The following is a 23,565-nucleotide window of genomic DNA, read 5'->3' as shown; positions in this document are numbered from 1 at the left end:
CGGTGCAGGCAGTTCGGGCCCGTCTGCACGACGGTCTGCGCTTCCATCGCCGCCGGTGCGCATGACCGCCTGCGCACAGTGTCAGACCGGTTTCACTCAAGCCCCGTAGAATGGCCGCTTTCCGGCGACAGGCCGGGGCACCGGAACGGTCATGATCCACAACGATGTACTGCGCAGCATCCGCTACATGCTCGACCTCAGCGACGACAAGGTGGTGGACATCACCCACCTGGCCGACCCCGAGTTCGCGCTCGACAAGCCGCAGGTACAGGCCTGGCTGAAGAAGGAAGACGAGCCGGGCTTTGAGCCCTGCACCGATGCGATGCTGGCGCGTTTTCTCGACGGCCTGGTGCTGCGCTTCCGCGGCCGCGACGAGAGCCAGCCGCCACGCCCGCTGGAAACCCGCGTCGGCAACAACCTGGTGTTGAAGAAGCTGCGCGTGGCCTTCGAATTGAAGGACGTCGACATGCACGCCATCTTCGCCAGCGCCGGTTTCCCGCTGTCCAAGCCGGAACTCTCCGCACTGTTTCGCCAACCCGGCCACAAGAATTTCCGCCCCTGCGGCGACCAGCTGCTGCGCGCCTTCCTCAAGGGCCTGACCGCCCGGATGCGCGAAGCGGGATGATCTTCAGCGCACGCGCTTGGCCGCTGGCGCTTGTCCAGCGGATGCCCTTTGTCGGCGCAAGAGCATGAGAACCGCACGCACGCTCTAAATCGCCACCACGGTACGAATGGCCATGCGCCATCCGTACCGTCGTCGTCAGATCACGCGTGACGGCGCCCAAAACGCAGCAGGTGCGATCAGCTGAAACGTCTGTTGCGGATCTGCTCGCGTTCTTGTTCGGTCATATCATCCATGTGGATGTAGTGGACGCCTTGTCCGCGCGGGGCACTGAGAAGCTGCGACTCGATGTCCTCCTGGTCGCCGTCGGGCGAGGAGATCAGACCCACGATGGTACCGTGCGGGGCAACCCGCCATAGCGCCACACGTTGGAAGACGCGCACCTGGTCGGTATCGGTCACTTGGGGATAGGTAGCGTACCAACCATCGGCAGGCAGGTAGCGATAAGAACCGTAGTCGTTCATAGCGTCTCTGGATTGGCGGAGTGGCCTGCCGATTGTGGAAAGACCTTGACCAAGTGGGATACGGGGATTTCCGATTTAGCGCTGCGATTACGTCTCTCGCACCCGATGTTTCGCTGCAGCGTGGAGCGTTTCGTGCGCTGTATTGTGGTGAGCCGGAACGCAGCGGGCTGCCGGCAGTCGCGCACAGGTCTCTGTCGCACTCTATGCAGCAGAAACGTATCCTTCCCGCGCATGACCGACCCTGCTTTTCCGATCTCCCCGTTGTTGCCGCAGATCCGCGACAGTCTCGCTGCGCATCCGCGGCTGGTGCTGGAAGCCCCGCCCGGCGCCGGCAAGACCACCCAGGTGCCGCTGGCGTTGCTGGACGCGCCGTGGCTGGCCGGCCGCAGGATCGTGATGCTCGAGCCGCGCCGCGTGGCGGCCCGCAGCGCGGCGCAGTTCATGGCGCGCCAGCTCGGCGAGCCGGTCGGCGAAACGGTGGGGTACCGCATCCGCTTCGAGAACAAGACCTCCGCGCGCACCCGCATCGAAGTCGTCACCGAAGGCATCCTGACCCGGCTGATCCAGGACGACCCCATGCTGGAAAGCGTCGGCGCGCTGCTGTTCGACGAATTCCACGAACGCCATCTGGCCGGCGACCTGGGTCTGGCGCTGGCGCTGGATGTGCAGGCGCAGGTGCGCGATGACCTGCGCATCGTGGCGATGTCGGCCACGCTGGATGGCGAACGCCTGGCCGGCTTTCTGGAAGCGCCGCGGCTGAGCAGTGCCGGGCGCAGTTTCCCGGTGGAGATTGCGCACTTTCCGGCGCGCCGCGACGAAGCGCTGGAGCCGCAGACGCGGCGCGCGGTGGAGCACGCGTTGTCCACGCATCCCGGCGACGTGCTGGTGTTTTTGCCCGGCCAGCGCGAGATCGCGCGGGTGCATCGCGCACTGCAGGAGGCGCTGGATCCGGCGGTGCAGGTGCTGCCGCTGCACGGCGAGCTGTCGGTGGAGGCGCAAAGCCAGGTACTGCAGCCCGACCCGCAAGGCCGCCGCCGCGTGGTGCTGGCCACCAACGTGGCCGAATCTTCGGTCACCTTGCCCGGCGTGCGCGTGGTGATCGACAGCGGGCTGGCGCGCGAGCCGCATTACGACCCCAACAGCGGGTTTTCGCGGCTGGACGTGACCGCCATTGCGCAGGCTTCGGCCGACCAGCGCGCCGGCCGCGCCGGACGTGTCGCCAGCGGCTGGGCCTACCGGCTGTGGCCGCAGTCGCAACGGCTGGAACCGCAGCGCCGTGCCGAGATCACCCAGGTGGAACTGGCCGGCCTGGCGCTGGAACTGGCCGCCTGGGGCAGCAGCGCACTGCGCTTTGTCGATGCGCCGCCCAGTGGCGCACTGGCCGCCGCGCACGAGCTGCTGCAGCGGCTGGGCGCGCTCACCGCAAGCGGCGGCATCACCACGCTCGGCCGGCGCATGCTCGCGCTGGGCACGCATCCACGCCTGGCGGCGATGCTGGCGCAGGCCGGCGATGCGCCGCGTGTGGCGCTGGCCTGCGACCTGGCCGCGCTGCTGGAAGCGCGCGACCCACTGCGCCAGGGTGGCGATGGGCTGGCCGCGCGTTGGCGGGCGCTGGCGGCATTTCGTCAGGGCCGAAGCGCGGCCGACGCCGATCGTGGCGGCCTGGCTGCCATCGACAGCGCTGCCAAACAATGGCGGCGCCGGCTGCGCTGCGACAGCGCCCCGCCATCCAGCGTGGAGGCGCACGCGCTCGGCGACCTGCTGTCGCACGCATTTCCCGATCGCATCGCCGCACGCCATCCGGCCGACCCGCTGCGCTACCTGCTCGCCAACGGCCGCAGCGCGCGCCTGTTCGACCATAGCGATCTGCGCGGCGAACCGTGGCTGGTGGCCAGCGAACTGCGCTATGAAGCCAAGGATGCGCTGTTGCTGCGCGCCGCGCCGGTGGATGAAGCCTACCTGCGTCGCAGCCTGCCCGAGCGCTTCGTGCAGCAGGACGTGGTGCAGTGGGACGCGGACAAACGGGCCCTGGTCGCCCGCCGCCAATCCAGCTTCGACCGCATCGTGCTCGACAGCCGCCCGGCCGGCCGCGTCGACCCGGCACACGCCGCAGCCGCGCTCACCGACGCAGTGCGTCAACTCGGCCTGGACGCCCTGCCGTGGACAGAAAGCCTGCAGCAGTGGCGCGCCCGCGTGCAGTCGCTGCAGAGATGGATGCCAGAGCTGGCGCTGCCCGATCTCTCCGATGCCGCACTGCTGGAGACGCTGGACACCTGGCTACGCCCGGCCTTCGCCGGCAAGACCCGCCTGGACGCGCTGGATGAGGCCAGCCTGGGCGAAGCACTGAAGAGCGCGCTGCCCTGGGAGCGCCGCCAGTGGATCGACCGCCATGCGCCCACCCGCATCAGCGTGCCTTCCGGCATGGAGCGCCCCATCAGCTATGCCCTCGACCCCGCCGGCCAACCGCTACCGCCGGTGCTGGCGGTCAAACTGCAGGAACTGTTCGGCCTGGCCGAAACCCCACGCATCGCCGACGGCCGCATCCCGTTGACCTTGCACCTGCTCTCGCCCGGCGGGCGGCCGTTGCAGGTGACCCAGGACTTGAAGAGTTTCTGGGCGAATACGTATCCGGACGTTAAAAAAGAGATGAAGGGGCGGTATCCCAGGCATCCGTGGCCGGACGATCCCTGGACAGCTGCCGCAACCCACAGAGCAAAACCACGCGGCACCTGAAACGCACGGACCCGCGGCGGCGGTGAAACAGACAGGCGCTCGCAATCTCCTGCGGCGCGGACAGCTGCAGCAACCCACAGAGCAAAACCACGCGGCACCTGAAACGCACGGACCCGCGGCGGCGGTGAAACAGACGGGCGCTCGAAGTCTCCTGCGGCGCGGACAGCCGCAGCTACCCACAGAGCAAAACCACGCGGCACCTGAAACGCACGGACCCGCGGCGGCGGTGAAACAGACGGGCGCTCGAAGTCTCCTGCGGCGCGGACAGCCGCAGCTACCCACAGAGCAAAACCACGCGGCACCTGAAACGCACGGACCCGCGGCGGCGGTGAAACAGACGGGCACTCGGAATCCACCGCGGCGCACTACCTAACCGTAAGCCAAACGGCACCCGGTCCCGCTAACGCCGCCTATACGCATCAGCGCACAGACTGCAGATCACGTACTCAGAAAGGAAACGCCTCCGATGAGCAAGCTGACTGTGATCACCGAACGCGCCCTGGAGCGTGCCCTGGAACTGGCCGGCACTGCGGGCGACCAGCTGCGTCATGCCGCGTCCAATGCGGGCGACCAGGCACGCCACGCCGGCAGCAGCCTGCGTCATTTCGGACCGAGCGCAAGCGAATGGCTCAAGACCGGCGCCGCACTCGGCGCAGTGCGCACCGGCGGCAAGGCCGCCAGCAAACTGGTCAAGCGCAACCCGGCCGTGACGGTTGCCGCCGCGGTCGCAGGCCTGGGCCTGATCGGCTATGCGGTGTACCGCAAGCGTCAGCGTGACCAGCAGGTGCTCGGCGGCAATGTGCATCGTCTGGATCGCGAACATGCCAGCAATGCCAACGCACGCCGTGCGGCCTACCAGCGCCGCGGTGCAGTGACCCCGAGCGACGGCATCGAATAAGCCATCGCGCGAAGTCATGCAAAAACGCCACGGCACCAAGCCGTGGCGTTTTTCGTTTGTGGCATGCATGTCTGCGTGCAGCGCAATGCACCGATGTCAGCGATTGAGGGGCCCACGCTGCGTGCCGTCTGCGTCATATGATGGGACGACCATCGAACCCATCGAATAACGGTCGGCCATGCGTGGCTCAGGCGAAGCGGGAGACAAGAACAGGATCTGCCCGCTCACACGCTCCGGTCGTTGCGCCCGCTGGCGATGCGAACGTCCTGTCAGCGGCTAAACGCCTTGCCGCCCTGCCACGCGTACCGCGCCCGTCACAGACGCCACACCTCAGCGCCGGCTTCGGCTCGGGCGCGCGCTGGCGGTGTCTTCAGCGCGCCACTGCCCAGGTGCAAGCGCGTCCAGCCGCCAATCGCCGATGGCCACGCGCACCAGGCGCAAGGTCGGCAAGCCCACCGCCGCGGTCATGCGCCGCACCTGACGGTTGCGGCCTTCGGTGATCTGCAGCTCCAGCCAGGCATCGGGCACGGTCTTGCGCACGCGCACCGGAGGATCGCGCGGCCACAGCTGCGGTGCCTGGTCGAGCATGCGCACCTGTGCCGGCCGGGTGGGTCCATCGTTGAGCACCACCCCGTCGCGCAACGCCTGCAGTTGTTCGGGCTGCGGCGCGCCCTCCACCTGGACCCAGTACGTCTTGGGCTGTTTGTGGCGCGGGTCGGTCAGCCGATGCGCCAATGCACCGTCATCGGTCAGCAACAGCAAGCCTTCGCTGTCGTGGTCCAGACGGCCTGCGGCATACACATCGGGCGGCAAGCCGAATTCGGCCAGCGTGCGCTTGGGCGGCTGCGAGCGGTCGCTGAATTGCGAGAGCACACCGTAGGGTTTGTTCAACAACACCAACATTGCCAATCCTGTTGCGCGACGCGCTGCACATGCCCTAATGACGTCAAACATCTGCATGCCGACACGCGCAACGCGCCGGCATGCAGCCGGGCGTCAGCGCTTGACGAACTTCAAGGTCATGCGGTCGCTCTCGCCGATGGCCTGGTACTTGGCATCGTCGGCCTTGTCATGGCTGTTGCTAGGCGGCAGCGTCCACACACCGCCCGGGTAATCCTTGGTGTCGCGCGGGTTGGCGTTGACCTCGCTCTTGCCAACCAGGGTGAAACCGGCGGCTTCGGCCATTGCAATCACCTGTGCCTGGCCAACGTAGCCGCTCTTGTCGTCGGCCGGCACATCGGCCTTGGCGCGATGTTCGACCACGCCAAGCACGCCGCCGGGCTTGAGCACCTTGTAGAAGCCGGCGAACATCGCCTCGGCAGTGCCGGCCATGCGCCAGTTGTGCACGTTGCGGAAGGTCAGCACCAGGTCGGCGGAGTTGTCCACGCCAAAGGACGGCGACTTGGGCACATACGACACGAGCGAGGGCTTGCCATACACCTCCGGCTTGGCATGGAACTTCTTCTCCAGTTCGTCGCGCGCACGCTGCGCGTAATCGCGGCTGCGGCCTTCCGGTGCCGACGCCGGGTCGACCACTGCGGCCACGTACTTGCCCTTTTCGCGCAGGTACGGCGCCAGGATTTCCGAATACCAGCCGCCGCCGGGAGTAATTTCGATGACGGTCTGGGTCGGCTTGATGCCGAAGAACGCCAACGTCTGACCGGGATGGCGATACTGATCGCGCTGCACGTACACGCGGTCGCGCCAGTTGCCGTTGATGGCCGCCTGCAATGCGGCGTCGGGCGCGGGCAAGCTCGCGCTATCGGCAGGCTTCACCGCCATCGCCAGCGGCGCGCTCATCGCCACCACCACACCCATCACACATGCACAGGCCAGCTTGTTGCCGATCATCGCAGCACCCTCATCCGGGAAAAAGTAGCGCGAGCCTAGCATGCGCTCCCGGGCCTGCCATGTGCCCGTCGTGCATTCGCACAAGGCCTGTTGCCGCGTCCCCCGTCGCCGACATGTTCAGATCCTGTGAGCTGCTGAGGACGATCGGCGGAACGCTGAATCCACGCAGATGTCACACGCAACATCGGTGTGCGTGACTATCCTGTTGCCAGTTCGAATCAGGAGCATCCACGATGACCCAACCCCGCGCACTCGGCCGCTCCGGCCTGCAGGTTCAACCGATCGTCTTCGGCGGCAATGTGTTCGGCTGGAGCGCGGACGAGGCGACCTCGTTTGCCTTGCTCGATGCATTCGTGGATGCCGGCTTCAATCTCATCGATACGGCCGATGCTTACTCCGGCTGGGTGCCGGGCAATCGCGGCGGCGAATCGGAAACCATCATCGGGCGCTGGCTTGCGCGCAGCGGCAAGCGCGACAAGGTGCTGATCGCCACCAAGGTCGCCAAGTGGAGCGAGCATCCCGGCCTGTCGCCGGACAACATCGCAGCAGCGGTGGAAGATTCGCTGACGCGTCTGCAGACCGATGTGATCGATCTGTACCAGGCGCACGAAGACGACGAATCGATTCCGCTGGAAGCAACGCTGGCGGCATTCGGCCGACTGATTGAGCAAGGCAAGGTGCGTGCGATCGGCGCGTCCAACTACAGTGCTGCGCGCCTGCGCGATGCGCTGGATATTTCCGAGCAGTACAAGCTGCCGCGCTACGAAAGCCTGCAGCCGGAATACAACCTGTACGACCGCGCCGGTTACGAAGCCGAGCTGGAGCCCCTCGTGCGCGAACGCGAGCTGGGCGTGATCAGCTATTACTCGCTGGCCAGCGGCTTTCTCACCGGCAAATATCGCAGCGCCGACGACGCCGGCAAGAGCAGCGCACGCGGTGCATCGGTGGTCAAGCAGTACGTCAACCCGCGTGGCCTGCGCATCCTGCAGGCGCTGGACGATCTGGCCGTGACGCACAATGCAACGCCTGCGCAGATTGCGCTGGCCTGGCTGATCGCACGCCCCGGCCTGACCGCGCCGATCGTCAGCGCCACCAGCGTGACCCAGTTGCACGATGTGCTTGCAGCCGCACGCGTGGCGCTCAGTGCCGATCAGATCGCGCAACTGGACAGCGCCAGCGCGCCGGAGTCATCGGCAACGCGCTAGTGCATCAGGGGGCATGTCGCGTTGTGTGCCGACCATGCACCCTGCTGCGCCTGTGACAGCACTCTCCCGCGCAGCCGCACAGCGGCTGTGCTCATCCGACCGCGCACGCGCGGACTGCCTACGAGCCATTCCCATGACGTCCATCATCAACCGCCGCATCGTGCTGGCATCGCGCCCGCACGGAGAACCCAGCGCCGACAATTTCCGCATCGAAGAGGTCGCCGTCGCACCGACCGGGCACGACCAGATTCTGGTCCGCAATCGCTTCCTGTCGCTGGACCCGTATATGCGTGGCCGCATGGACGAAGGTCCCTCTTACGCCGCGCCAGTGGCCATCGATGCCGTGATGGAAGGCGGCACCGTCGGCGAAGTCATTGCGTCCAATCACGCCGACTATCAGCCTGGCGATCTGCTGGTGCTGCCCGGCGGCTGGCAGACGCATAGCCTGTTGACCCCCACGACACCCCTGCGCAAGCTGCCCAAGGACGACAGCCTGCCACTGAGCACCGCGCTCGGCGTCTATGGCATGCCCGGGTTTACCGCGTATGCGGGCCTGCATGAAATCGGCAAGCCACAGCCCGGCGAAACGCTGGTGGTCGCTGCCGCCAGCGGCCCCGTCGGCGCCACGGTGGCGCAGCTGGCACGCCTGCAGGGCCTGCGCGTGGTCGCCATCGCCGGTGGCGAAGAAAAAGTACGTTACCTGCGTGACACGCTGCAGGTGGAGGTGGCGCTGGACCACCGCGCCGACGACTTTGCAGAGCAGTTGCGCGCCGCAACGCCGGACGGCATCGACATCTATTTCGAAAACGTTGGCGGCAAGGTGTTCGATGCGGTGCTGCCGCAGCTCAACGACTTTGCACGCATCCCGGTCTGCGGCGTGATCGCGACCTACAACAGCCGCGGGCAAGCCCACCCCGGCCCGGATCGCCTGCCCGACTTCATGGGCCAGGTGCTGCGCAAACGCCTGACGGTGCGCGGCTTCATCCAGCACGATTTCATCCGCCTGATGCCTGCCTTCCTGCGCGAAATGGGCCAGTGGCTGCGCGAAGACAAAATTCAGTACCGCGAGCACGTGCTGCACGGCCTGGACAGCGCCCCGCAGGGCCTGATCGACGTGTTGCGCGGCAAGAACTTCGGCAAGGCCGTGGTCGCTCTGGACTAACGGTATTCGTCGTGCCTCTCTACACCCTTCGCGCTTGCGATTTTCCATTCCCAAGCGACCCAATGCGCGGCGGCGCCAGCGCCAATCATTCGTGATCCCACACACGACTTCGGCGAACCAGCAACGTTCGCCGAGCACCTTGCCACACTGGGTGCGGGGTTCATGATCGGAGAGCGACATGGGACTATGCATTTCAAAGCCGGCGATGTCTGGGTCGAGCGTGGCAGCGTCACCTGAGCATCCCGAAAGCCCTGCCTCAGAGCAGGTCACCGCCCCCACGCCTTTACCCGAGCCATCGGTGCCGCCTAGCCTGCAGGGCTTGGCGAGACTCGGCGCTGCCCGTGCGAGGCGGAGGCGCTCCGGGAAACCGACCCTGCAGCCGCACGAAGTCCAGCAGGCCGCCTACCAACTCGGAATGCGCCTCAGCGGCAGGCCCATTGAAGACGTTCGCGACCGTCAACGCCTAGCCGACGCTACGGCAACGGTGCACGAGACACGGCTGGCCTTGCATCATGGACGAGGCAATATCGAGAGCGATTTTCGGCTCAGCAATGGGCGCAGCTCCACCTGTAGTTACCTGTCTTACAGTTTCCTGTCTTACTGGCCCGGGAAACATGACATCAATTTGATGGCAGGTTGCGCGCTGGCTGTCAGCGCAGGCAATTGTGACCAAAACGCAGCGATCAACACACGCCGGCATGCGGCCCGCATGGAGGGTGGCGGGCAGATAACCAACGTCTGTGACCAAGCGTGCGCCCACATGTACGCGCTGTACCAGCCTCCAGGCTCGGCAGAGGCCCAAGACTCGGCCGTCGTTCTCGACTCGTGGTCCGATGGTCCGGCGGTTCTACTCAGGGATTCGCGCTGGGCCGGAACATACCACCGCACATCCACCTATCCGATTGAGCGCTTCGACAAGCCGGGTGCAATCGATGCGCTGGCCAGGACCCGCGCATTGCAAGCCGAAATCGAGGATCCGCAAACCGAGTTCCATGCACATCTGCGCGGCGTGGAGAGCGTCGTTCGCACCCCGCCCGTACCTCGCAAGATCTATGCCTCAACTCCGGTCATCGCCCCCGACCTGGTCCAAAGTACGCGCCAGAGGCTGCAAGAGTTATCGCCGCGGACGCGTAAGGCGCTGGCCGCCGATGCGGCGCGGCAAGCCTACGGACTGGATGACGCACAGCCCATCTCGCCGCGCACGACGACAGCGATCCTGAAAGATGCAGCGCGCCTGGATGCCTTGGGTCGCCCGCCCTTGAGTTGGGCGCCAACTTCTCACACACGGCTGAAGCGTTTTGTCACCAATGCCCGAACCAATGCAAGGCAGGCTTTCTGGTATCGACGCGGGTGGCGCCCGCCTGTCACGGTGGCGAGATGAACGCCCCTTCGATCAGGCCAACAGCTGCCTGATCGTTTAGCGGTACCCCGTCATCGGCCTGATGGGCTGGTGGCGGCCTGCCGAACACCTTTGCTGCGCAATACGTTGTTGGTAGACGGTGGAATTCAGCTGCGCGGCACCAGCAGCCTGCGCGCAAGACCGTGTCGTGATGCGCGGCCCGTGCAGAAACCTCGGGTTGAAGATGATCCGGTAATGCTGCCGGGTGAGATGCGCCTTTGAACGGACGCGCAAGCGTCAGCTGCTAGCCACGTGCAAGACACATAACCGCGAGGTGCGGCCCGATCGCCGCTAGTTCAACGGCCCGATCGCCATCGCCTGGCGGTCGATGCGGTGCTTTTCGGCAAGCGCCTGCATGCCTTGCAGGGTCGAGGCGATCAGGCTCGCGTAACGCAATCGCCACAGGGTGGCGCGGTCGTTGTCGTCGTGCGTGCTGCCCAGGCCGTCGAGCACCTGCGGCAGACGGCGGTCGGCAAGCGCCGACGCGGCCAGATAAGGCTTTGCAGGTGCGATGACATCCACCGGCTCGCGCCAGTCGTTGGCCACCTGCCGGGCGATGCCGGCCAGATGCGAAAGCTGGTGCATGCCGATCAGCGTCTCGTGCAGCATCTCGCGGCATGCCCATTGCCACAGCGCCACCTTTTCCGACGGGTCCTGGGCAATCTCGGTAAGCGCCAGGTCTACCTTTTCGATGCGTGGGTCGAGCATTGCGTGGCTCCGATGCTGCTGTGCAACATAATTCACACCATCAGCCGTGAGAATCAAGTGAGCGCGTCGTTTGAATGCCGTCAGTGCGCCGATGCTCGACCGGGTTCACGCTTCGCTGCAACCGCCTGTCGACGCGCACCGGCGGCACCCTGACTTCCTTCCCATGGCGGCGCCCTGCACCGTGCGCAATGCTGAAGGCCCGATTCCCAAGGCCACCGCATGCGCAGCACCGTGTTCTTCGCACCGTTGTGGCTGCTGGTGGCCTGCGCCGCACAGGCCCAGACCGCAGCGCCGCGGCTGTCCTCGCAGCAATGCACGGTCAGCACCTCCTACGACGTGCTCGCAGATACCGGCGGTATCTGGCTGCGCCGCAAACAGGGCCTGCCGCGCGAGATCTTTTTCCACGGTGGCGAGCTCAACGTGGACCGCCAACCACAGCCGGTCAGCGCCGCCGACGCGCAACGCCTGCGCGAGCTGGAGCAAGGCACGCGCACGTTGATGCCGGCGGTGGCGTCGGTTGCCCAGTCGGTGGTCGACATCACGTTCGATGCGCTCAATGGCGTGGTGCACGTGCTGTCCGGCAGCGCGCGCCAGCAGCGCAAGGTGGAGCAATTGCGCACGGCAGCACGGGCGCAGGTGGCGGACACCCTCGGACGTGGGCGGTGGGAGCAAGCCGTATTCGACGAGCGCTTCGAGGCCAAGGTCGAACATGCGGCCGAAGCGCTGGCCGGCAGCCTCACCCGCAGCATGATGTGGACGGTGATGAGCGGACGCGCTGCGCAGTTGGAGCGCCGCGGCGAGCAATTGGATGCTCAGATGCAGCGGCAGATGCAGGGCCGCAGCGACGCGCTCCAAGCGCAGGCCCGCACCCTGTGCGTGCGGGCGCAAGCGCTCTACGCCGTGCAGCAAGCGCTAGAGTACCGCTTCAACGGCGAGCGCCTGCAGATGCTGGAGCTCAACGCGCACCCGCAGCCGGCGGATGTCGTGGCCTCCACTGGCGCGGCGGCTACGGCGAGGCGCTAAGCAGCGTATCGCCTTGCGCGCGTCTGCTCGATGCGCTTGCCGTGCGTCACGGTGCGTACGCCGCGCGGCGCATGCCATGACAGGCGACGCCGAAGTGCCCGCTGGCGCGTCATCGCCGGGCAACGCGTGCGCGAACCTGCAATCTTTTCAAGCCCCAACGCACAACGGCCCGACGCATGCGCCGGGCCGTCGTTGAAACCGTGACACGCACTGCGCATCACGGCCTGGCCTGCATTACGCCAGGGTCAGGGTGACGTCGATATTGCCGCGGGTTGCGTTGGAGTACGGGCAAACCTGGTGCGCCTTGTCGACCAGCGCCTGCAGTTCGGCCTTGTCCATGCCCGGCACGGCGATACGCAGTTCCACGACGATGCCGAAGCCGCCCGGGATCTGGCCGATGCCCACGCTGCTGTCGATGCTCACTTCGCCCGGCAGCTTGAGCTTGTCCTGTGCGGCCACGGCCTTCATCGCACCGATGAAACAGGCAGCGTAACCGGCTGCGAACAGCTGCTCCGGATTGGTACCGTCGCCGCCGGCGCCGCCGAGCTCGCGCGGGGTGGACAGCTTGGCGTCCAGCGCCTTGTCCGAGGACACGGCACGGCCTTCGCGGCCGCCGGTGGCAGTGGCGTGGGCGGTGTAGAGGACTTTTTCAGGTGAGGCCATGGTGGTTCTCCAGGGTGAGCGCGAGGGGCGCATGAGGGTTCAATAGGTTCAATAGTTGACGATTGAATCGTGTACGACGCGTTGCAAAACAGTGCACATGCCGGAAGCTCACCCGGCGCCAAGGCTGGAGCGTAGCTTCTCCAGTTCCTGCTTGAGTTGACGCAGTTCGTCCAACGAACAGGCCGACGCACAAAACACCTGCTCCGGTACCGCGCCCGCCTTGCTGCGCAACGCACGGCCGGTCTCGGTCAACGCGATGATGACCTGGCGCTCGTCGTTGGCCGCACGCGTGCGGGTCACCAACCCGGCCGCCTGCAGGCGCTTGAGCAACGGCGTCAGCGTGGCCGAATCCAGGTACAGGCGCTCGCCGATCTCCGACACGCTGCGTTCGTCGGTCTCCCACAGCACCAGCATGACCAGGTACTGCGGGTAGGTCAGGTCCAGCGCCTTCAGCAAGCCGCGGTAGAGCTTGTGCATCGCCAGGTTGGCCGAATACAACGCAAAGCACAGCTGGTTGTCGAGCTGCAGCAGCGCATCGGTGCGGGCAGTGGTGGCCGTGGCGGTGTCCATGGGGCGCAATTTACATAGTGCGCGATCTAATTGCAAGCGATTTATCGGGGTGTCCTCTGCGGCTTGGCTCCGTGAGGGACCATCGGCCATTGCGACCAGAACTTCGGACGCTGGCTGGGAGCTGGGGCCTTCGCAGTAGCGCTGCAGGATCAGGCGCTGTGGCAGGGATGCCACAGCCGCGCGTGACATGGCGGCGGCACGTATCACGATCGCCGGATGCGCACGGCATCACCTGGGGCGCCTCATCGGCTCCACGAAGGAATTGAAGGACGTACCAGCAACAACCCGACTATCGTCGTCAACCGCTGTTGAGCGGTCACGCTGCCGGCAGTGCAGTGCGACCACCGCACATGCACGGCAGTGGCAATCGCACAGGTCATCGCCTATCCGATGACCGGCTCACGCGCGATGCGCCGTTGCCAGATACTCCGCGCTCTGCATTTCGATCAGGCGCGAAGCGGTGCGCTCGAACGCACCAGCCAGGCGCTGGCCGCTGTATAGGGCCGGCGGTGCGTCCTGCGCGGTGCAGACCAGATTGACATGGCGGTCGTACAGCTCGTCGATCAGGTTGACGAAGCGGCGCGCGGCGTCTTCGTTCATGCGGTCGAAGTGCGGAATACCGCCCAGCAACACGGTGGTGAACTCGCGCGCAATCTCGATGTAGTCGCTGGGTCCGCGCGGGCCTTCGCACAGCGCAGCAAAATCGAACCAGGCGATGCTCTTGCCGCGTGCGCGCACCGGAATCTTGCGCGCCTCGATTTCGATATTGCCGGCACGCGCCTCGGCGTTGCCGCTCAACTCGGCCCACCGCTGCGCAAGCCAATCGTCGGCCTGCGCATCCAACGGCGCGCGATACACCGGCGAACGCGTCAGCGCGCGCATGCGGTAATCCTCGGTGCCTTCGGCGTAGAGCTCCACGCAGAACTTCTGCAGCAACCCGATCGCCGGCATGAAACTGTCGCGCTGCAAGCCGTTGGCATAGAGGTTTTCCGGCGCGGTGTTGGACGTGGTCACCAGCGTCACGCCTTCGGCGAACAGGCGTTCGAGCAAACGTGCCAGCAGCATCGCATCGCCGATATCGGTAACGAAGAATTCGTCCAGCACCAGCACGCGCAGGTTCTCGCGCCACTGCTGGGCGATGCGTGCCAGCGGATCGCTTTGCCCGGCGTGCTCGCGCAACTGCTCGTGCACGCCGCGCATGAAGCGGTGGAAGTGGGTGCGGTATTTCTGCTTGATCGGCAGGCCGTCGTAGAACAGATCGACCAGAAAGGTCTTGCCGCGCCCGACACCGCCCCAGAAGTACAAGCCGCGTACCGGCTCGGGCTTTTTCCAGAACGCCGACAGCCGGTCCAGCCAACCATCTTGCGCGCTGTCCACCAGCGCCTCGTGGATGCGGTCCAGCTCGGCCAAGGCCGCCTGCTGCGCAGGGTCGGCGCGCCAGTCGCCGCGTTGTACGCCGGCGGCGTAGCGCTGCGACGGGGTCATCTCACTCATTGCATTCTCCGCGGGCCGCCGGCTGTTGCGCGGACCGCTCAACAGCGCATCGCCTGGCGATACGCGTGGGCCGTGCCGCGGTCAGGCTGCGGCCGGCAACCAGCGCCGGACACCATGCTGGATCGCACCGCGCAGGTCGATCAATTTGCGGTGGAAGAAATGGCTGGTGTCGGGCATGCGCACCAGCTCGGGTTGCTGCTCCAGCGTTTCCAACCAGTCGTAGACCGCCTGCGGGTCGACGATCTCGTCGGCATCGCCCTGGATCACCAACCATTGCGCCGGCGGCTGGATGTCGCTGAAATCCCAGCGCCCGGCCGGCGGCGCGATCGAGATCAGCACCTGCGGTTCGAGCGAGCCGGCGGCGCGCAACGAGACATACGCGCCGAAGCTGAAACCGCCCAACCACAACGTGTGGCCTGGCCGCTGCGCACGCACCCACTCGGCAACCGCACGCAGGTCGTCCTGCTCGCCATCGCCATGGTCGAACGCGCCGGCCGAATTGCCGACGCTGCGGAAATTGAAGCGCACCACGGTGATGCCCAGCTCGCGCAGCGCGCGCGCGGCCATGGTGACGACCTTGTTGTGCATGCTGCCGCCCTCGGTGGAGAGCGGATGACAGAAGATGGCGGTGACCGCGTGTGCGGCAACATCCGGCTCGGGCAGATCGACCGCGACATCCAGCGGGCCGACCGGCCCGTCCAAGGTCAACGCAGCCGATTCGGTGGGGAATGAGGGATTGGACATGCCTGCATAATAGCCGCCCCGCCGGCCGCGTTCATCGCCCTGCCTGCACACTTCGTTGCGTTGCCCATGCATTTTCTGCTGTTTGCCGTTGTCTGCAGTGTCCTGGTGTCGGTGCTGTTGAAGCTTGCGCCACGCCACCGGATCGACGTGTTTCAGGCCATTACCTGGAACTACGCCACCGCTGCACTCCTGGCCTGGCTGATCCTGCATCCGGCGCTGGACACGCTACGCGTCACGACTACTCCCTGGTTGGCGTTGCTGCTGTTGGCCGTGGCGCTGCCCTCCATCTTCCTGGTGCTGGCGCGGTCGGTCGCGGTGGCCGGCGTCGTGCGCACCGATGTCGCGCAACGCTTGTCGTTGGTGCTCTCGTTGGCCGCCGCCTTCACCGTTTTCGGCGAACCGGTCAATGGCTGGAAACTGGCAGGGCTTGCGCTGGGCATGGTGGCCATCGTGTGCATCGTGCGACGCCCCCGTCAGCACCTAGCGACCGATCCGCTGCCGAGCACAACCGGCCTGCCCTGGCTGATTGGCGTCTGGATGGGCTTTGCGCTCATCGACCTGCTGCTCAAGCACATCGCGCAGGCCGGGACACCATCGCTGACCTCGTTGACCTTGTGCTTTGCGCTGGCCTTCTTGCTGATGCTTGGCGTGCAGGGCGTGCGTTGGGCACGTGGCGCACGCATGAGCACCCGCAGCATGCTCGCCGGCGTGCTGTTGGGTGCGCTCAATTTCGGCAACATCCTGTGTTACGTACGTGCCCACCAGCTGCTGCCGCACAGCCCGGCGACCGTGTTTGCCAGCATGAATCTGGGTGTGGTCGTGTTGGGGGCACTGGTGGGCACATTGGGATTTGCCGAACGCCTGGGCCTGCGCGGCTGGTTGGGGCTGGCACTGGCCGCACCGGCCATCGCGGCGATTGCCTGGGGAATACGCCTGGGTTGACGCCCGCTTTCGGCCTGCGCGACGTCGGTTCGCCATCCGCCTTCCGCGCCGGTTGGCGGTCGCTAGCATGAGCGTGCATTCCCGCGGGAGTTTGTGATGCGCCTGACTTCGTTCTTTCGCAGCACTCATCCGGTTGCCCCGGAGCCGTTCAATCCGGCAGCCACCGATACGGCAGCGACAGCAGGTGCGACGCCGTCGCCGCACCTGCTGTCTCACGCGCCCAAGGCCGGCACCGCGCAGGGCGCGGCCAAATCGCGGCAAGGCATGCTGGCTTCGGCACGCAAGTCGCTGGCCATGCTACGCAAACAGCTGCCGTCGATGTGCATGGGAGCGCCAGCCACGAAAACGGCGCAGAGCCAGCCTGCGCTGGCCACATCGGCACCGAACGCTGCCAGGCAAGGCACGCACCCGCGTCCACCGGCACTGCAGGCTGGCGTCGATGCGCGATGGAAGGCGCCCGAGGCGATGCCTCAGCCGCGCAATCGTGCGCCGATATACACAGCAGCGCCACCGCAGCAACCGCCGTCGCCGCCACGCGCGTCAGAACGCTTTCAGCAACGTCAACGCGCTCCCGAGCAACAGCGGCAGCAGCAGGTTCCAAACGTGGCCAGGCGCGAACCGCTACGGCCGCCGCAGCAGCCGACGTTCCCCGTGCGGCCGGCACCGGCTGCTTCCCCGAAAGCGGCGACACCGGCTCCGCCCTCGCCGTCCAGGCGGCTACGCCCGGTGCGCAACATGAATCTGGAATTGGCCGCGCTCAACGAGCAGTGCCATCACATCGGCCGGCGCCTCTACAAGGAGCGCCGGGCGCCTAGCCCGCAGGAAAGGTCGGTGTTCGAGATGCGCGCGGCCCTGATCGCCGAGCGCGACGCCGTGCGCGATCGGCAGCTCGATGGGATGTTGGCGGCGCTGGCGCCATTGGAGAAGATCGCTGCGCCGAGGACCACCAGCAGTCGGCTGGCCATGGTCCAATATGACGTGATGCAGTCCAATCGCCGTGCGTTGCTTGCGGTCCGCGAAAATATCGACATGACCAAGATGGCACGGTATTACACGCGCGCGCAGCGGCGCCTGCAATCCTTGAAGGAGAGCGATGCTCCGCCCGACAAGATCCGACGCCTGGAACGCATGATGCAGGGCTATACCAACGTGCTGGCGCTGGAAGACATGGTCAAGCGCACCGACGACCAGTTGCATCGGATGGGTGCGCCACGCTTGATGGACAGCATCCCCACCACGCCGCAGGAGCGTGCGCTGTCCGAGCAGAACGAACGCGACGACCATCAGGAGGCGATCAACAACGGCTATTGAGCGCGTCGTCGTTGCGCGCAAAGCGTCCGCGGACCGCCAGCGCCCACGCACGCCCTGGCGTCAGCCACGACACAGCGTGCCATTGACCAAAACTGCGATCTCGCCAGTGCAATGGGACTGGCGATGTCCGCGGCTCGCCTGTCGGGCGGCAGCAGTGCTGCCTTCAACGCGCCCAGTGCGGAAATGGGTCGTCCAGCAGTTGCCATTGCGCCGGCCCCTGCCGTAGTTCCTGGTCGCTGAGCAGGCACGCGTCCAGCGCGGCGCGTGTGCGCGGTGCATCCATGTCCACGCCGATCACCGCCAGCTCCTGGCGGCGGTCGCCCCAGAGCGGATGCCACAACCGCTGCATCGCGGCGTATTCGTTGGCATCGCCCACCTCGTGCGGTTGCGGCAGTGGCGCGGTCCAGCACTGCGTCTGTTGCCGCTGCCAGCCGATATCGGTGTATGGCAGTGGCGTGACGCTGGTCTGCAGCGGCTGGCCGACCGACTGCGCATCCACACGGTGGCGCGCAGCGAACCAGAACCCGGCCGCGCTGGTCTGGGTGGCACCGCCCACGCTGGACAGTTCGCCCACCCAATCCATGCGACTGGCCAGCCAGAAGAAGCCCTTGCTGCGGATCACCTGCGGCAAGCCGCTGTGCACCATGCGCGCGAAGCGCTGCGGATGGAATGGCCGGCGTGCGCGGTACACGAAGCTGCTGATGCCGTATTCCTCGGTCTCGGGCGTGTGCTGGCCGCGCAGCTCCTGCATCCAGCCCGGCGCCAGCTGCGCACGGGTGAAATCGAAACGCCCGGTGTCCAGCAGCTGCTGCAGCGGCACTTCGCCGTGCGCGGCATCCACAATTGCCGCGTCGCGGTTGAGCGCGCGCAACACGGCGCGAAGGCGTTGCAGCTGCTGCGCGTCGATGCGGTCGCACTTGCTGATCACCAGCACATCGGCGAACTCCACCTGTTCGCCCAGCAACTGCACCAGCCCGCGCGTGTCGTCCGGGCCGGCTTGCTGGCCCAGGTCGGCCAGCGTGGCAGCCGAGCCGAAGTCTTCCAGGAAATGGCTGCCGTCCACCACCGTCACCATGGTGTCCAGCCGGGCGATGTCCGACAGGCTGAAACCATCGGCATCGCGCACCGCGAAGGTGGCTGCCACCGGCATCGGCTCAGCAATACCGGTCGATTCGATCAGCAGATAGTCGTAGCGACCCTGCTCGGCCAGCCGCCGCACTTCCTGCAGCAGATCGTCGCGCAGCGTGCAGCAAATGCAGCCGTTACTGAATTCCACCAGCGTCTCTTCGGTGCGCCGCAACGCCGCGCCGCCCTCGCGAACCAGCTGCGCGTCGATGTTGACCTCGCTCATGTCGTTGACGATGACCGCCACCCGCAAGCCGTCGCGGTTGTGCAGGATGCGGTTGAGCAAGGTGGTCTTGCCCGCACCCAGAAAGCCGGACAACACGGTGACGGGAAGGCGCGCATCGCGCTGGGGGGACAGAGACATCCTGAGAACCTGGCGGGAAAGGAGTGTTACTATATAACACTTACTGGACCGGATGCTTCTGATGCGCGCCACCGCCTCCCTGCTGGACAGCTCGGCCATCGCCTTGTCCGGGTTATGCCTGTTGCATTGCCTCGCCCTGCCGCTGCTGGCCGCCACGCTCCCGCTACTGGGCGCCTGGAGCCGGGCCGAGTGGATACATGTGATGTTCGCCACGGCGGCGGTGCCGCTGAGCGGCTACGCGCTATGGAGCACGCATCGCCGGCACGCCCTGCCGGCGCCGGTCTGGGTGCTGGCGCTGTGCGGACTGGCCGGGCTGGTGATTGGAGCGAGCGGTCTGGTCGGCGATGCGCTGGAAACACCGGTCACGGTCGCCGGCAGCCTGCTGCTGGCCAGCACGCATCTGCTCAATCTGCGGCTGCGTCGCCGACATGGGACATGCGCGAACTAGCGACCGATCGGCGTACGGCACCATCGCCAGAGCGGTCGCCAGGCGGGAAGGGAGGTGGGGCACGCACCGGTGGTCGATGCGCGCCCTGCTGGGCTCGACCACCTCAACGCATGCCGCGCGTCGGCGTCGGCGTCAGTGCTGCCGCCGTGATCACCTTCGCGTCATCGTCCGCCGCGTCCGCTTGGCTTGACGACGGCCTACGCAATCCTCGATGACCGCCCGGTTTGCAGCAGCACGCGCGTCCCCAATTCGCCTTGGCACGCGTGCAGCGTGCACAGCCACGATCGGCAGCGCTACAACGAAAAACCCAGCAACACCGGGTCGTGATCGGAGCTGCGCCACGGCCCCGGCAGGTTGCGCTTGGCGTAGCCGGCGTCGTCCATGACATCGGCATTGATATGCCATTCGGCCGCGCCACGCAGCTGCTTGGCCATCGCCGGGCTGAGCAACGCATGGTCCAGGCGCCCGCTCAGGCCGTCGTAAACGTAGCTGTAGGGCTGCTTCACACCGGCCACTGCAAACGCGTCCTGCCAGCCGCTGGCGCGCAGGCTGCGCATCGGCATTTCCATCGCATAGGCATTGAAGTCGCCCAGCAGCACGGCGAGCTTGGTCTGCGCGCCAGTGGGGTCGGTCTGCAGCCACTGGTGCAACCGCTTGGCCGATTCGGTCCGGGTGGCATTCCAGCAGGCCTGGCCGTCCTGCTGATCGGCGTCTGCACCGCTGGCGTTGCCGCAGCCTTTGGACTTGAAGTGATTGGCGACCACCACGAAGGTGGCTCCGCGCGCACTGCGAAACGCCTGCGCCAGCGGCACGCGACTATGGTTCTCGAACGGCCCGCCGGTCAGCGTGGCCGGCTTGCCGACCGGGGTGACCTGCGAGCTGCGATAGAGGATGCCGACCCGGATCGCATCGTCGCCCGGGCCGCTGCCGGTATCGACGAACTGCCAATCCTTGTCCTTGCCGGCAGCGTTGAGCGCGGCCACCAGTTGCGATACCGCCGCATCGGCGCCGTTGCCGTCGTTTTCCACTTCCATCAACGCAGCCACGTCGGCGTCCAATGGCACGATGGTGGCGACCAGCTTGGCCAGCTGCGCCTGGAACTGTTCGTGCGTGCGTGCGCCACGCTTGGTCGGGAAGCCACCGCCACGGCCATTGCCGTTGAAGAAATTCTCCAGGTTGAACGAGGCAATACGCAGATCGCCGCCCACCTGCGGCGCAACGGCTGTGGGCATCGCCGGCAAGGTCAGTGGGCTCAGCACCTGGATGCGATAGTTGCCGTCGTAGCGTTGATCGACGATGCCATCGACCGATTTGAGCAGGCTGCCGCTGCGCAACACCGGATCGGCCGGCAGATACGACACCGTCTTGGGGCTGCGGCCGTTGCGCGCATCGTCCAGCAACACGCGACGACGTGCGTTATCGGCCTGCACCTGCGCGAACGCCGGCGTGCCGGCAGCGGCGACCTCGCTCGGCTGCCACAGGCGTCCGCCGAACGCGGCGACCAGCTCGCCGTACGTATCCAGGCGGTCGCTGCCATTGAGCGTGAGCGAGGCGATGCGCACGTGCTCGCCTTCCAGCGCTTCCCAGTTGGCCGGCGGGCCGCTGAGCATGCGCACCGGCACCGGCTGGCCACTGGCAAGCCGCTCGATGCTGCTGGCGTCCACGGTGGTCAGGCTCGCCTCGCCACCTGCCGAAACCTCGCGCACGGTGCCGACGATGCGCACGCGGTCGCCCACCGCCAGCTCGGCATTGCCGGCCCCGGTGACGAACAGGCCATGCGAGCGCCGCGGTTCGAACCCGGGCTGCTGCACGAACAGGCCGGCCAGACCCGCGCGCGTATCGGCGGTGACGATTGCTTCCACCTCCACCACGCGACCGTCGTACGGGCTGCGGCTGTCTTCGCCCTGCACGTCGGCAATCGAGAGCCGCTGCGCGGCACCATCGGCGGCGCTGCACAGCAACGGGGCCAACAGACCAACCAAACCGAGCACAACCAGCGGGCGAGGCGACATCGAACGACTCCAGTGAGTGGATCAAACGCAAACGCCGCCCGGAAAGGCGGCGCGTGATAACGAAAAAGCGCGGAAACAGGCTAGCAAACGATGGTCAATGACCGCCAGGCACATACGCTGCGCAACCGTGATGCGGCTAACGCGTGCACTGATGGTGCAGCGCCTAGGTCACCTCTGCACGCGAGGCGTTCGATCGGGCGCGCAACGCAGCCAACGCGCGGTACCAGGCGGGAATCGCAGACCCATCCTCCTCCGCCGACTTGCCGAGCCCTTACTTGAGGTTGCCCAGCATCCAATCGACAGTGGCGCGTACCTGCTCTTCGGTCAGCGCCGGGTTGCCGCCCTTGGGAGGCATGATGCCGCCATCCGGACCGGTGTAGCCCTCGATCGCGTGCTTGTACAAGGTGTCCTTGCCCTGTGCGATGCGTGCATCCCAATGCGAATGGTCCAGCGTGGGCGCCTTGCCGACACCGGTGGTGTGGCAGGCGGTGCACAGGTTGTTGAAGATGGTCTTGCCGTCGGTCGTACCGCCGTAAGCAGACTGCGAGGCGGCCTTGGCCAGCGCCGCGGCCTGGGCTGCGGCCTGCGCGGACGCGCCCGTGGCGCCGGCATACACCGCACCGGCAGGCGCAATGCGTTGCTGCACACGTTTTGCGGCGGTGGGCGAGACTTCGTCGGGGATAGCGCGTTGCAAATACGCTGCCAGGGCGATCAGGCCCAGGGTGATCACCACGAGTAAACCGATCACCATCGAGAATTTTTTCAGGAACTCGAGGTCGTAATTCCGCACGCGCTCACCCCTGGCTGTTGGTCGAAGACCTCTGCTAGCGCCGGAGTATAGAGCACACTTTGCGCCAGTCTGACCAGCCTGTATGACAGTTTTCGCAGCGATGGGCGCTGCGCGCCCGGTGGGCGGATGCTTCTGTCCGCGGGCACGCTCGCCTCGGCTGGCCAATTGCCGCAGCGCCGCATGCCGCGCATTGGTCTCTGTTGTGGGAATTGCGTATCATTCCCAACAACCACGGTGGCGCGGTTCTCGCCTCGCCGGTCCCGTCCTTGAGGAGTCGCCGCGATGAAATCCTTCCTGCTGTCCTGCCTGGCCTTGGCCAGCATCAGCCTGTCTGCCCAGGCCCACGAAATCTGGATCGAGCGCGACGGCAGCGGCCCGGTGCGCATCTTCTTCGGCGAACCGGCGCAGGACGCGCTGGACCACGGCGAAGACGAGATCAAGCGCGTGGTCAAGCCGAACGTGTTCGGCACTGCCGGCAAGGCCGGCCCGCTGCAGCGCGGGACCGAGTTCCTGACCGCGCCGCTGGCCGGCAGCGGCGATGCGTGGTTGAGCGACGACAGCGTGTTCGAGCCGTGGAAGGGGGAAGCCGGCGGCTTCGAGACGGTGAGCTATTACGCACGCGCCGGCCGTGCCACACCGGCTGCAAAGCTCGATTTCGAGCTGGTTCCCACCGCTGCCAATCGCAATACGCTGACCGTGCTTTATCGCAACAAGCCGCTGCCCAAGGTGGAAGTGACGGTGATCGACCCGCAGAAGTGGCAGAAGACGCTGACCTCCGATGCCAAGGGCCAGGTGACGCTGCCCACGCTGCGCGCCGGCCGTCACATCCTGGTGGCCACCCACAAGGAACCGGTGAAGCGCGAGATCGCCGGCAAGCAGGTGTCGATGGTGCATCACATCAGCACGCTGACGTTCCTGGCCGAGTAAGCGTGGTCGGCACATCTCCCGCGCACTCATGGAACGGGCGCTGCCGCTGCGCGGTGGCGACGCCGGGCTTGCGCGTCCCATGCCACACGCGGGAACCACTTGCGGTTGCC

22 protein-coding genes are annotated in these 23,565 nt (G+C 66.4%); 11 read left to right on the top strand and 11 right to left on the bottom strand.

Going from position 1 to position 23,565, the window contains the following annotated elements; all coding sequences use genetic code 11:
• Nucleotides 1–151: 151 nt before the first annotated feature.
• Nucleotides 152–625 (top strand): YehS family protein, encoded by a 474-nt coding sequence (locus ACCQ07_RS01435; protein WP_003489391.1) that lies wholly within the window; start codon nucleotides 152–154, stop codon nucleotides 623–625.
• A 176-nt stretch (nucleotides 626–801) separates the two neighbouring features.
• Here ACCQ07_RS01435 and ACCQ07_RS01430 read toward each other — a convergent pair whose 3' ends face one another.
• Nucleotides 802–1,086, bottom strand: a complete 285-nt coding sequence (locus tag ACCQ07_RS01430) for a hypothetical protein (protein WP_008572328.1) — start codon at nucleotides 1,084–1,086, stop codon at nucleotides 802–804.
• 231 nt (nucleotides 1,087–1,317) lie between these two features.
• On the opposite strand from ACCQ07_RS01430, the gene hrpB reads away from it, so the two are divergent.
• Both hrpB and ACCQ07_RS01420 read left to right on the top strand, forming a co-directional pair.
• Complete coding sequence (gene hrpB, locus ACCQ07_RS01425; RefSeq protein WP_372363705.1) at nucleotides 1,318–3,819, top strand: ATP-dependent helicase HrpB; 2,502 nt, start codon at nucleotides 1,318–1,320, stop codon at nucleotides 3,817–3,819.
• Nucleotides 3,820–4,285: 466 nt separating this feature from the next.
• Nucleotides 4,286–4,717 (top strand): hypothetical protein, encoded by a 432-nt coding sequence (locus ACCQ07_RS01420; RefSeq protein ID WP_008572324.1) that lies wholly within the window; start codon nucleotides 4,286–4,288, stop codon nucleotides 4,715–4,717.
• A gap of 330 nt (nucleotides 4,718–5,047) precedes the next feature.
• On the opposite strand, the gene ACCQ07_RS01415 is transcribed toward ACCQ07_RS01420, so the two are convergent.
• The gene (locus tag ACCQ07_RS01415) at nucleotides 5,048–5,620 is read right to left on the bottom strand and encodes a pseudouridine synthase (protein WP_029818317.1); all 573 of its coding nucleotides are present in this window, start codon (nucleotides 5,618–5,620) and stop codon (nucleotides 5,048–5,050) included.
• Between the two features lie 93 nt (nucleotides 5,621–5,713).
• Complete coding sequence (locus tag ACCQ07_RS01410; RefSeq protein WP_011346001.1) at nucleotides 5,714–6,568, bottom strand: class I SAM-dependent methyltransferase; 855 nt, start codon at nucleotides 6,566–6,568, stop codon at nucleotides 5,714–5,716.
• Between the two features lie 233 nt (nucleotides 6,569–6,801).
• Between ACCQ07_RS01410 and ACCQ07_RS01405 the strand changes: the two genes are divergently transcribed.
• From ACCQ07_RS01405 to xopE, 3 genes are all read left to right on the top strand, one after another.
• Nucleotides 6,802–7,773 carry an aldo/keto reductase gene (locus ACCQ07_RS01405; RefSeq protein WP_008572321.1) on the top strand — a complete coding sequence of 324 codons (972 nt, stop codon included), beginning with the start codon at nucleotides 6,802–6,804 and terminating at the stop codon, nucleotides 7,771–7,773.
• A gap of 133 nt (nucleotides 7,774–7,906) precedes the next feature.
• The gene (gene curA / locus ACCQ07_RS01400; RefSeq protein ID WP_122273426.1) at nucleotides 7,907–8,935 is read left to right on the top strand and encodes an NADPH-dependent curcumin/dihydrocurcumin reductase; all 1,029 of its coding nucleotides are present in this window, start codon (nucleotides 7,907–7,909) and stop codon (nucleotides 8,933–8,935) included.
• A gap of 178 nt (nucleotides 8,936–9,113) precedes the next feature.
• Nucleotides 9,114–10,316 (top strand): XopE/AvrPphe family type III secretion system effector, encoded by a 1,203-nt coding sequence (xopE, locus tag ACCQ07_RS01395; protein ID WP_127166947.1) that lies wholly within the window; start codon nucleotides 9,114–9,116, stop codon nucleotides 10,314–10,316.
• Nucleotides 10,317–10,625: 309 nt separating this feature from the next.
• Here xopE and ACCQ07_RS01390 read toward each other — a convergent pair whose 3' ends face one another.
• Complete coding sequence (locus tag ACCQ07_RS01390) at nucleotides 10,626–11,042, bottom strand: hypothetical protein (RefSeq protein ID WP_005928480.1); 417 nt, start codon at nucleotides 11,040–11,042, stop codon at nucleotides 10,626–10,628.
• A gap of 219 nt (nucleotides 11,043–11,261) precedes the next feature.
• On the opposite strand from ACCQ07_RS01390, the gene ACCQ07_RS01385 reads away from it, so the two are divergent.
• Nucleotides 11,262–12,065 carry a DUF2884 family protein gene (locus tag ACCQ07_RS01385; protein ID WP_372363704.1) on the top strand — a complete coding sequence of 268 codons (804 nt, stop codon included), beginning with the start codon at nucleotides 11,262–11,264 and terminating at the stop codon, nucleotides 12,063–12,065.
• 234 nt (nucleotides 12,066–12,299) lie between these two features.
• On the opposite strand, the gene ACCQ07_RS01380 is transcribed toward ACCQ07_RS01385, so the two are convergent.
• From ACCQ07_RS01380 to ACCQ07_RS01365, 4 genes are all read right to left on the bottom strand, one after another.
• The gene (locus tag ACCQ07_RS01380) at nucleotides 12,300–12,728 is read right to left on the bottom strand and encodes an organic hydroperoxide resistance protein (RefSeq protein ID WP_029818309.1); all 429 of its coding nucleotides are present in this window, start codon (nucleotides 12,726–12,728) and stop codon (nucleotides 12,300–12,302) included.
• A gap of 108 nt (nucleotides 12,729–12,836) precedes the next feature.
• Nucleotides 12,837–13,298, bottom strand: a complete 462-nt coding sequence (locus ACCQ07_RS01375) for a MarR family winged helix-turn-helix transcriptional regulator (RefSeq protein ID WP_005912321.1) — start codon at nucleotides 13,296–13,298, stop codon at nucleotides 12,837–12,839.
• A 399-nt stretch (nucleotides 13,299–13,697) separates the two neighbouring features.
• Nucleotides 13,698–14,792, bottom strand: a complete 1,095-nt coding sequence (gene zapE / locus ACCQ07_RS01370) for a cell division protein ZapE (protein ID WP_011345994.1) — start codon at nucleotides 14,790–14,792, stop codon at nucleotides 13,698–13,700.
• A gap of 81 nt (nucleotides 14,793–14,873) precedes the next feature.
• Nucleotides 14,874–15,536 (bottom strand): alpha/beta hydrolase, encoded by a 663-nt coding sequence (locus ACCQ07_RS01365; RefSeq protein WP_014089045.1) that lies wholly within the window; start codon nucleotides 15,534–15,536, stop codon nucleotides 14,874–14,876.
• Nucleotides 15,537–15,602: 66 nt separating this feature from the next.
• Between ACCQ07_RS01365 and ACCQ07_RS01360 the strand changes: the two genes are divergently transcribed.
• On the top strand, nucleotides 15,603–16,478 hold the full coding sequence (locus ACCQ07_RS01360; RefSeq protein ID WP_057681322.1) for an EamA family transporter: 876 nt from the start codon (nucleotides 15,603–15,605) through the stop codon (nucleotides 16,476–16,478).
• A gap of 96 nt (nucleotides 16,479–16,574) precedes the next feature.
• Nucleotides 16,575–17,789, top strand: coding sequence for a type III secretion system effector protein XopR (gene xopR, locus ACCQ07_RS01355; RefSeq protein ID WP_272939460.1), 1,215 nt, complete (start codon nucleotides 16,575–16,577; stop codon nucleotides 17,787–17,789).
• Between the two features lie 163 nt (nucleotides 17,790–17,952).
• On the opposite strand, the gene ACCQ07_RS01350 is transcribed toward xopR, so the two are convergent.
• The gene (locus ACCQ07_RS01350) at nucleotides 17,953–19,278 is read right to left on the bottom strand and encodes a GTP-binding protein (RefSeq protein WP_008572284.1); all 1,326 of its coding nucleotides are present in this window, start codon (nucleotides 19,276–19,278) and stop codon (nucleotides 17,953–17,955) included.
• A gap of 52 nt (nucleotides 19,279–19,330) precedes the next feature.
• Between ACCQ07_RS01350 and ACCQ07_RS01345 the strand changes: the two genes are divergently transcribed.
• On the top strand, nucleotides 19,331–19,726 hold the full coding sequence (locus tag ACCQ07_RS01345) for a MerC family mercury resistance protein (protein ID WP_014089041.1): 396 nt from the start codon (nucleotides 19,331–19,333) through the stop codon (nucleotides 19,724–19,726).
• Nucleotides 19,727–20,019: 293 nt separating this feature from the next.
• Here the strand turns inward: ACCQ07_RS01345 and ACCQ07_RS01340 are convergent, their stop codons facing one another.
• Nucleotides 20,020–21,738, bottom strand: a complete 1,719-nt coding sequence (locus ACCQ07_RS01340) for an ExeM/NucH family extracellular endonuclease (protein WP_029818304.1) — start codon at nucleotides 21,736–21,738, stop codon at nucleotides 20,020–20,022.
• Between the two features lie 271 nt (nucleotides 21,739–22,009).
• Nucleotides 22,010–22,528: a c-type cytochrome gene (locus ACCQ07_RS01335; RefSeq protein ID WP_008572280.1), complete on the bottom strand. Its 519-nt coding sequence runs from the start codon at nucleotides 22,526–22,528 to the stop codon at nucleotides 22,010–22,012.
• A 282-nt stretch (nucleotides 22,529–22,810) separates the two neighbouring features.
• Between ACCQ07_RS01335 and ACCQ07_RS01330 the strand changes: the two genes are divergently transcribed.
• On the top strand, nucleotides 22,811–23,455 hold the full coding sequence (locus tag ACCQ07_RS01330; protein ID WP_008572279.1) for a DUF4198 domain-containing protein: 645 nt from the start codon (nucleotides 22,811–22,813) through the stop codon (nucleotides 23,453–23,455).
• The last annotated feature ends 110 nt before the right edge of the window (nucleotides 23,456–23,565 follow it).

The sequence above is a fragment of the Xanthomonas sp. NCPPB 3583 genome (assembly GCF_041475715.2).
Taxonomy (GTDB): Bacteria; Pseudomonadota; Gammaproteobacteria; order Xanthomonadales; family Xanthomonadaceae; genus Xanthomonas; species Xanthomonas euvesicatoria.
The sequence above is the reverse complement of the archived record's forward strand: the minus strand, read 5'-3'. Positions and strand labels throughout refer to the sequence as shown.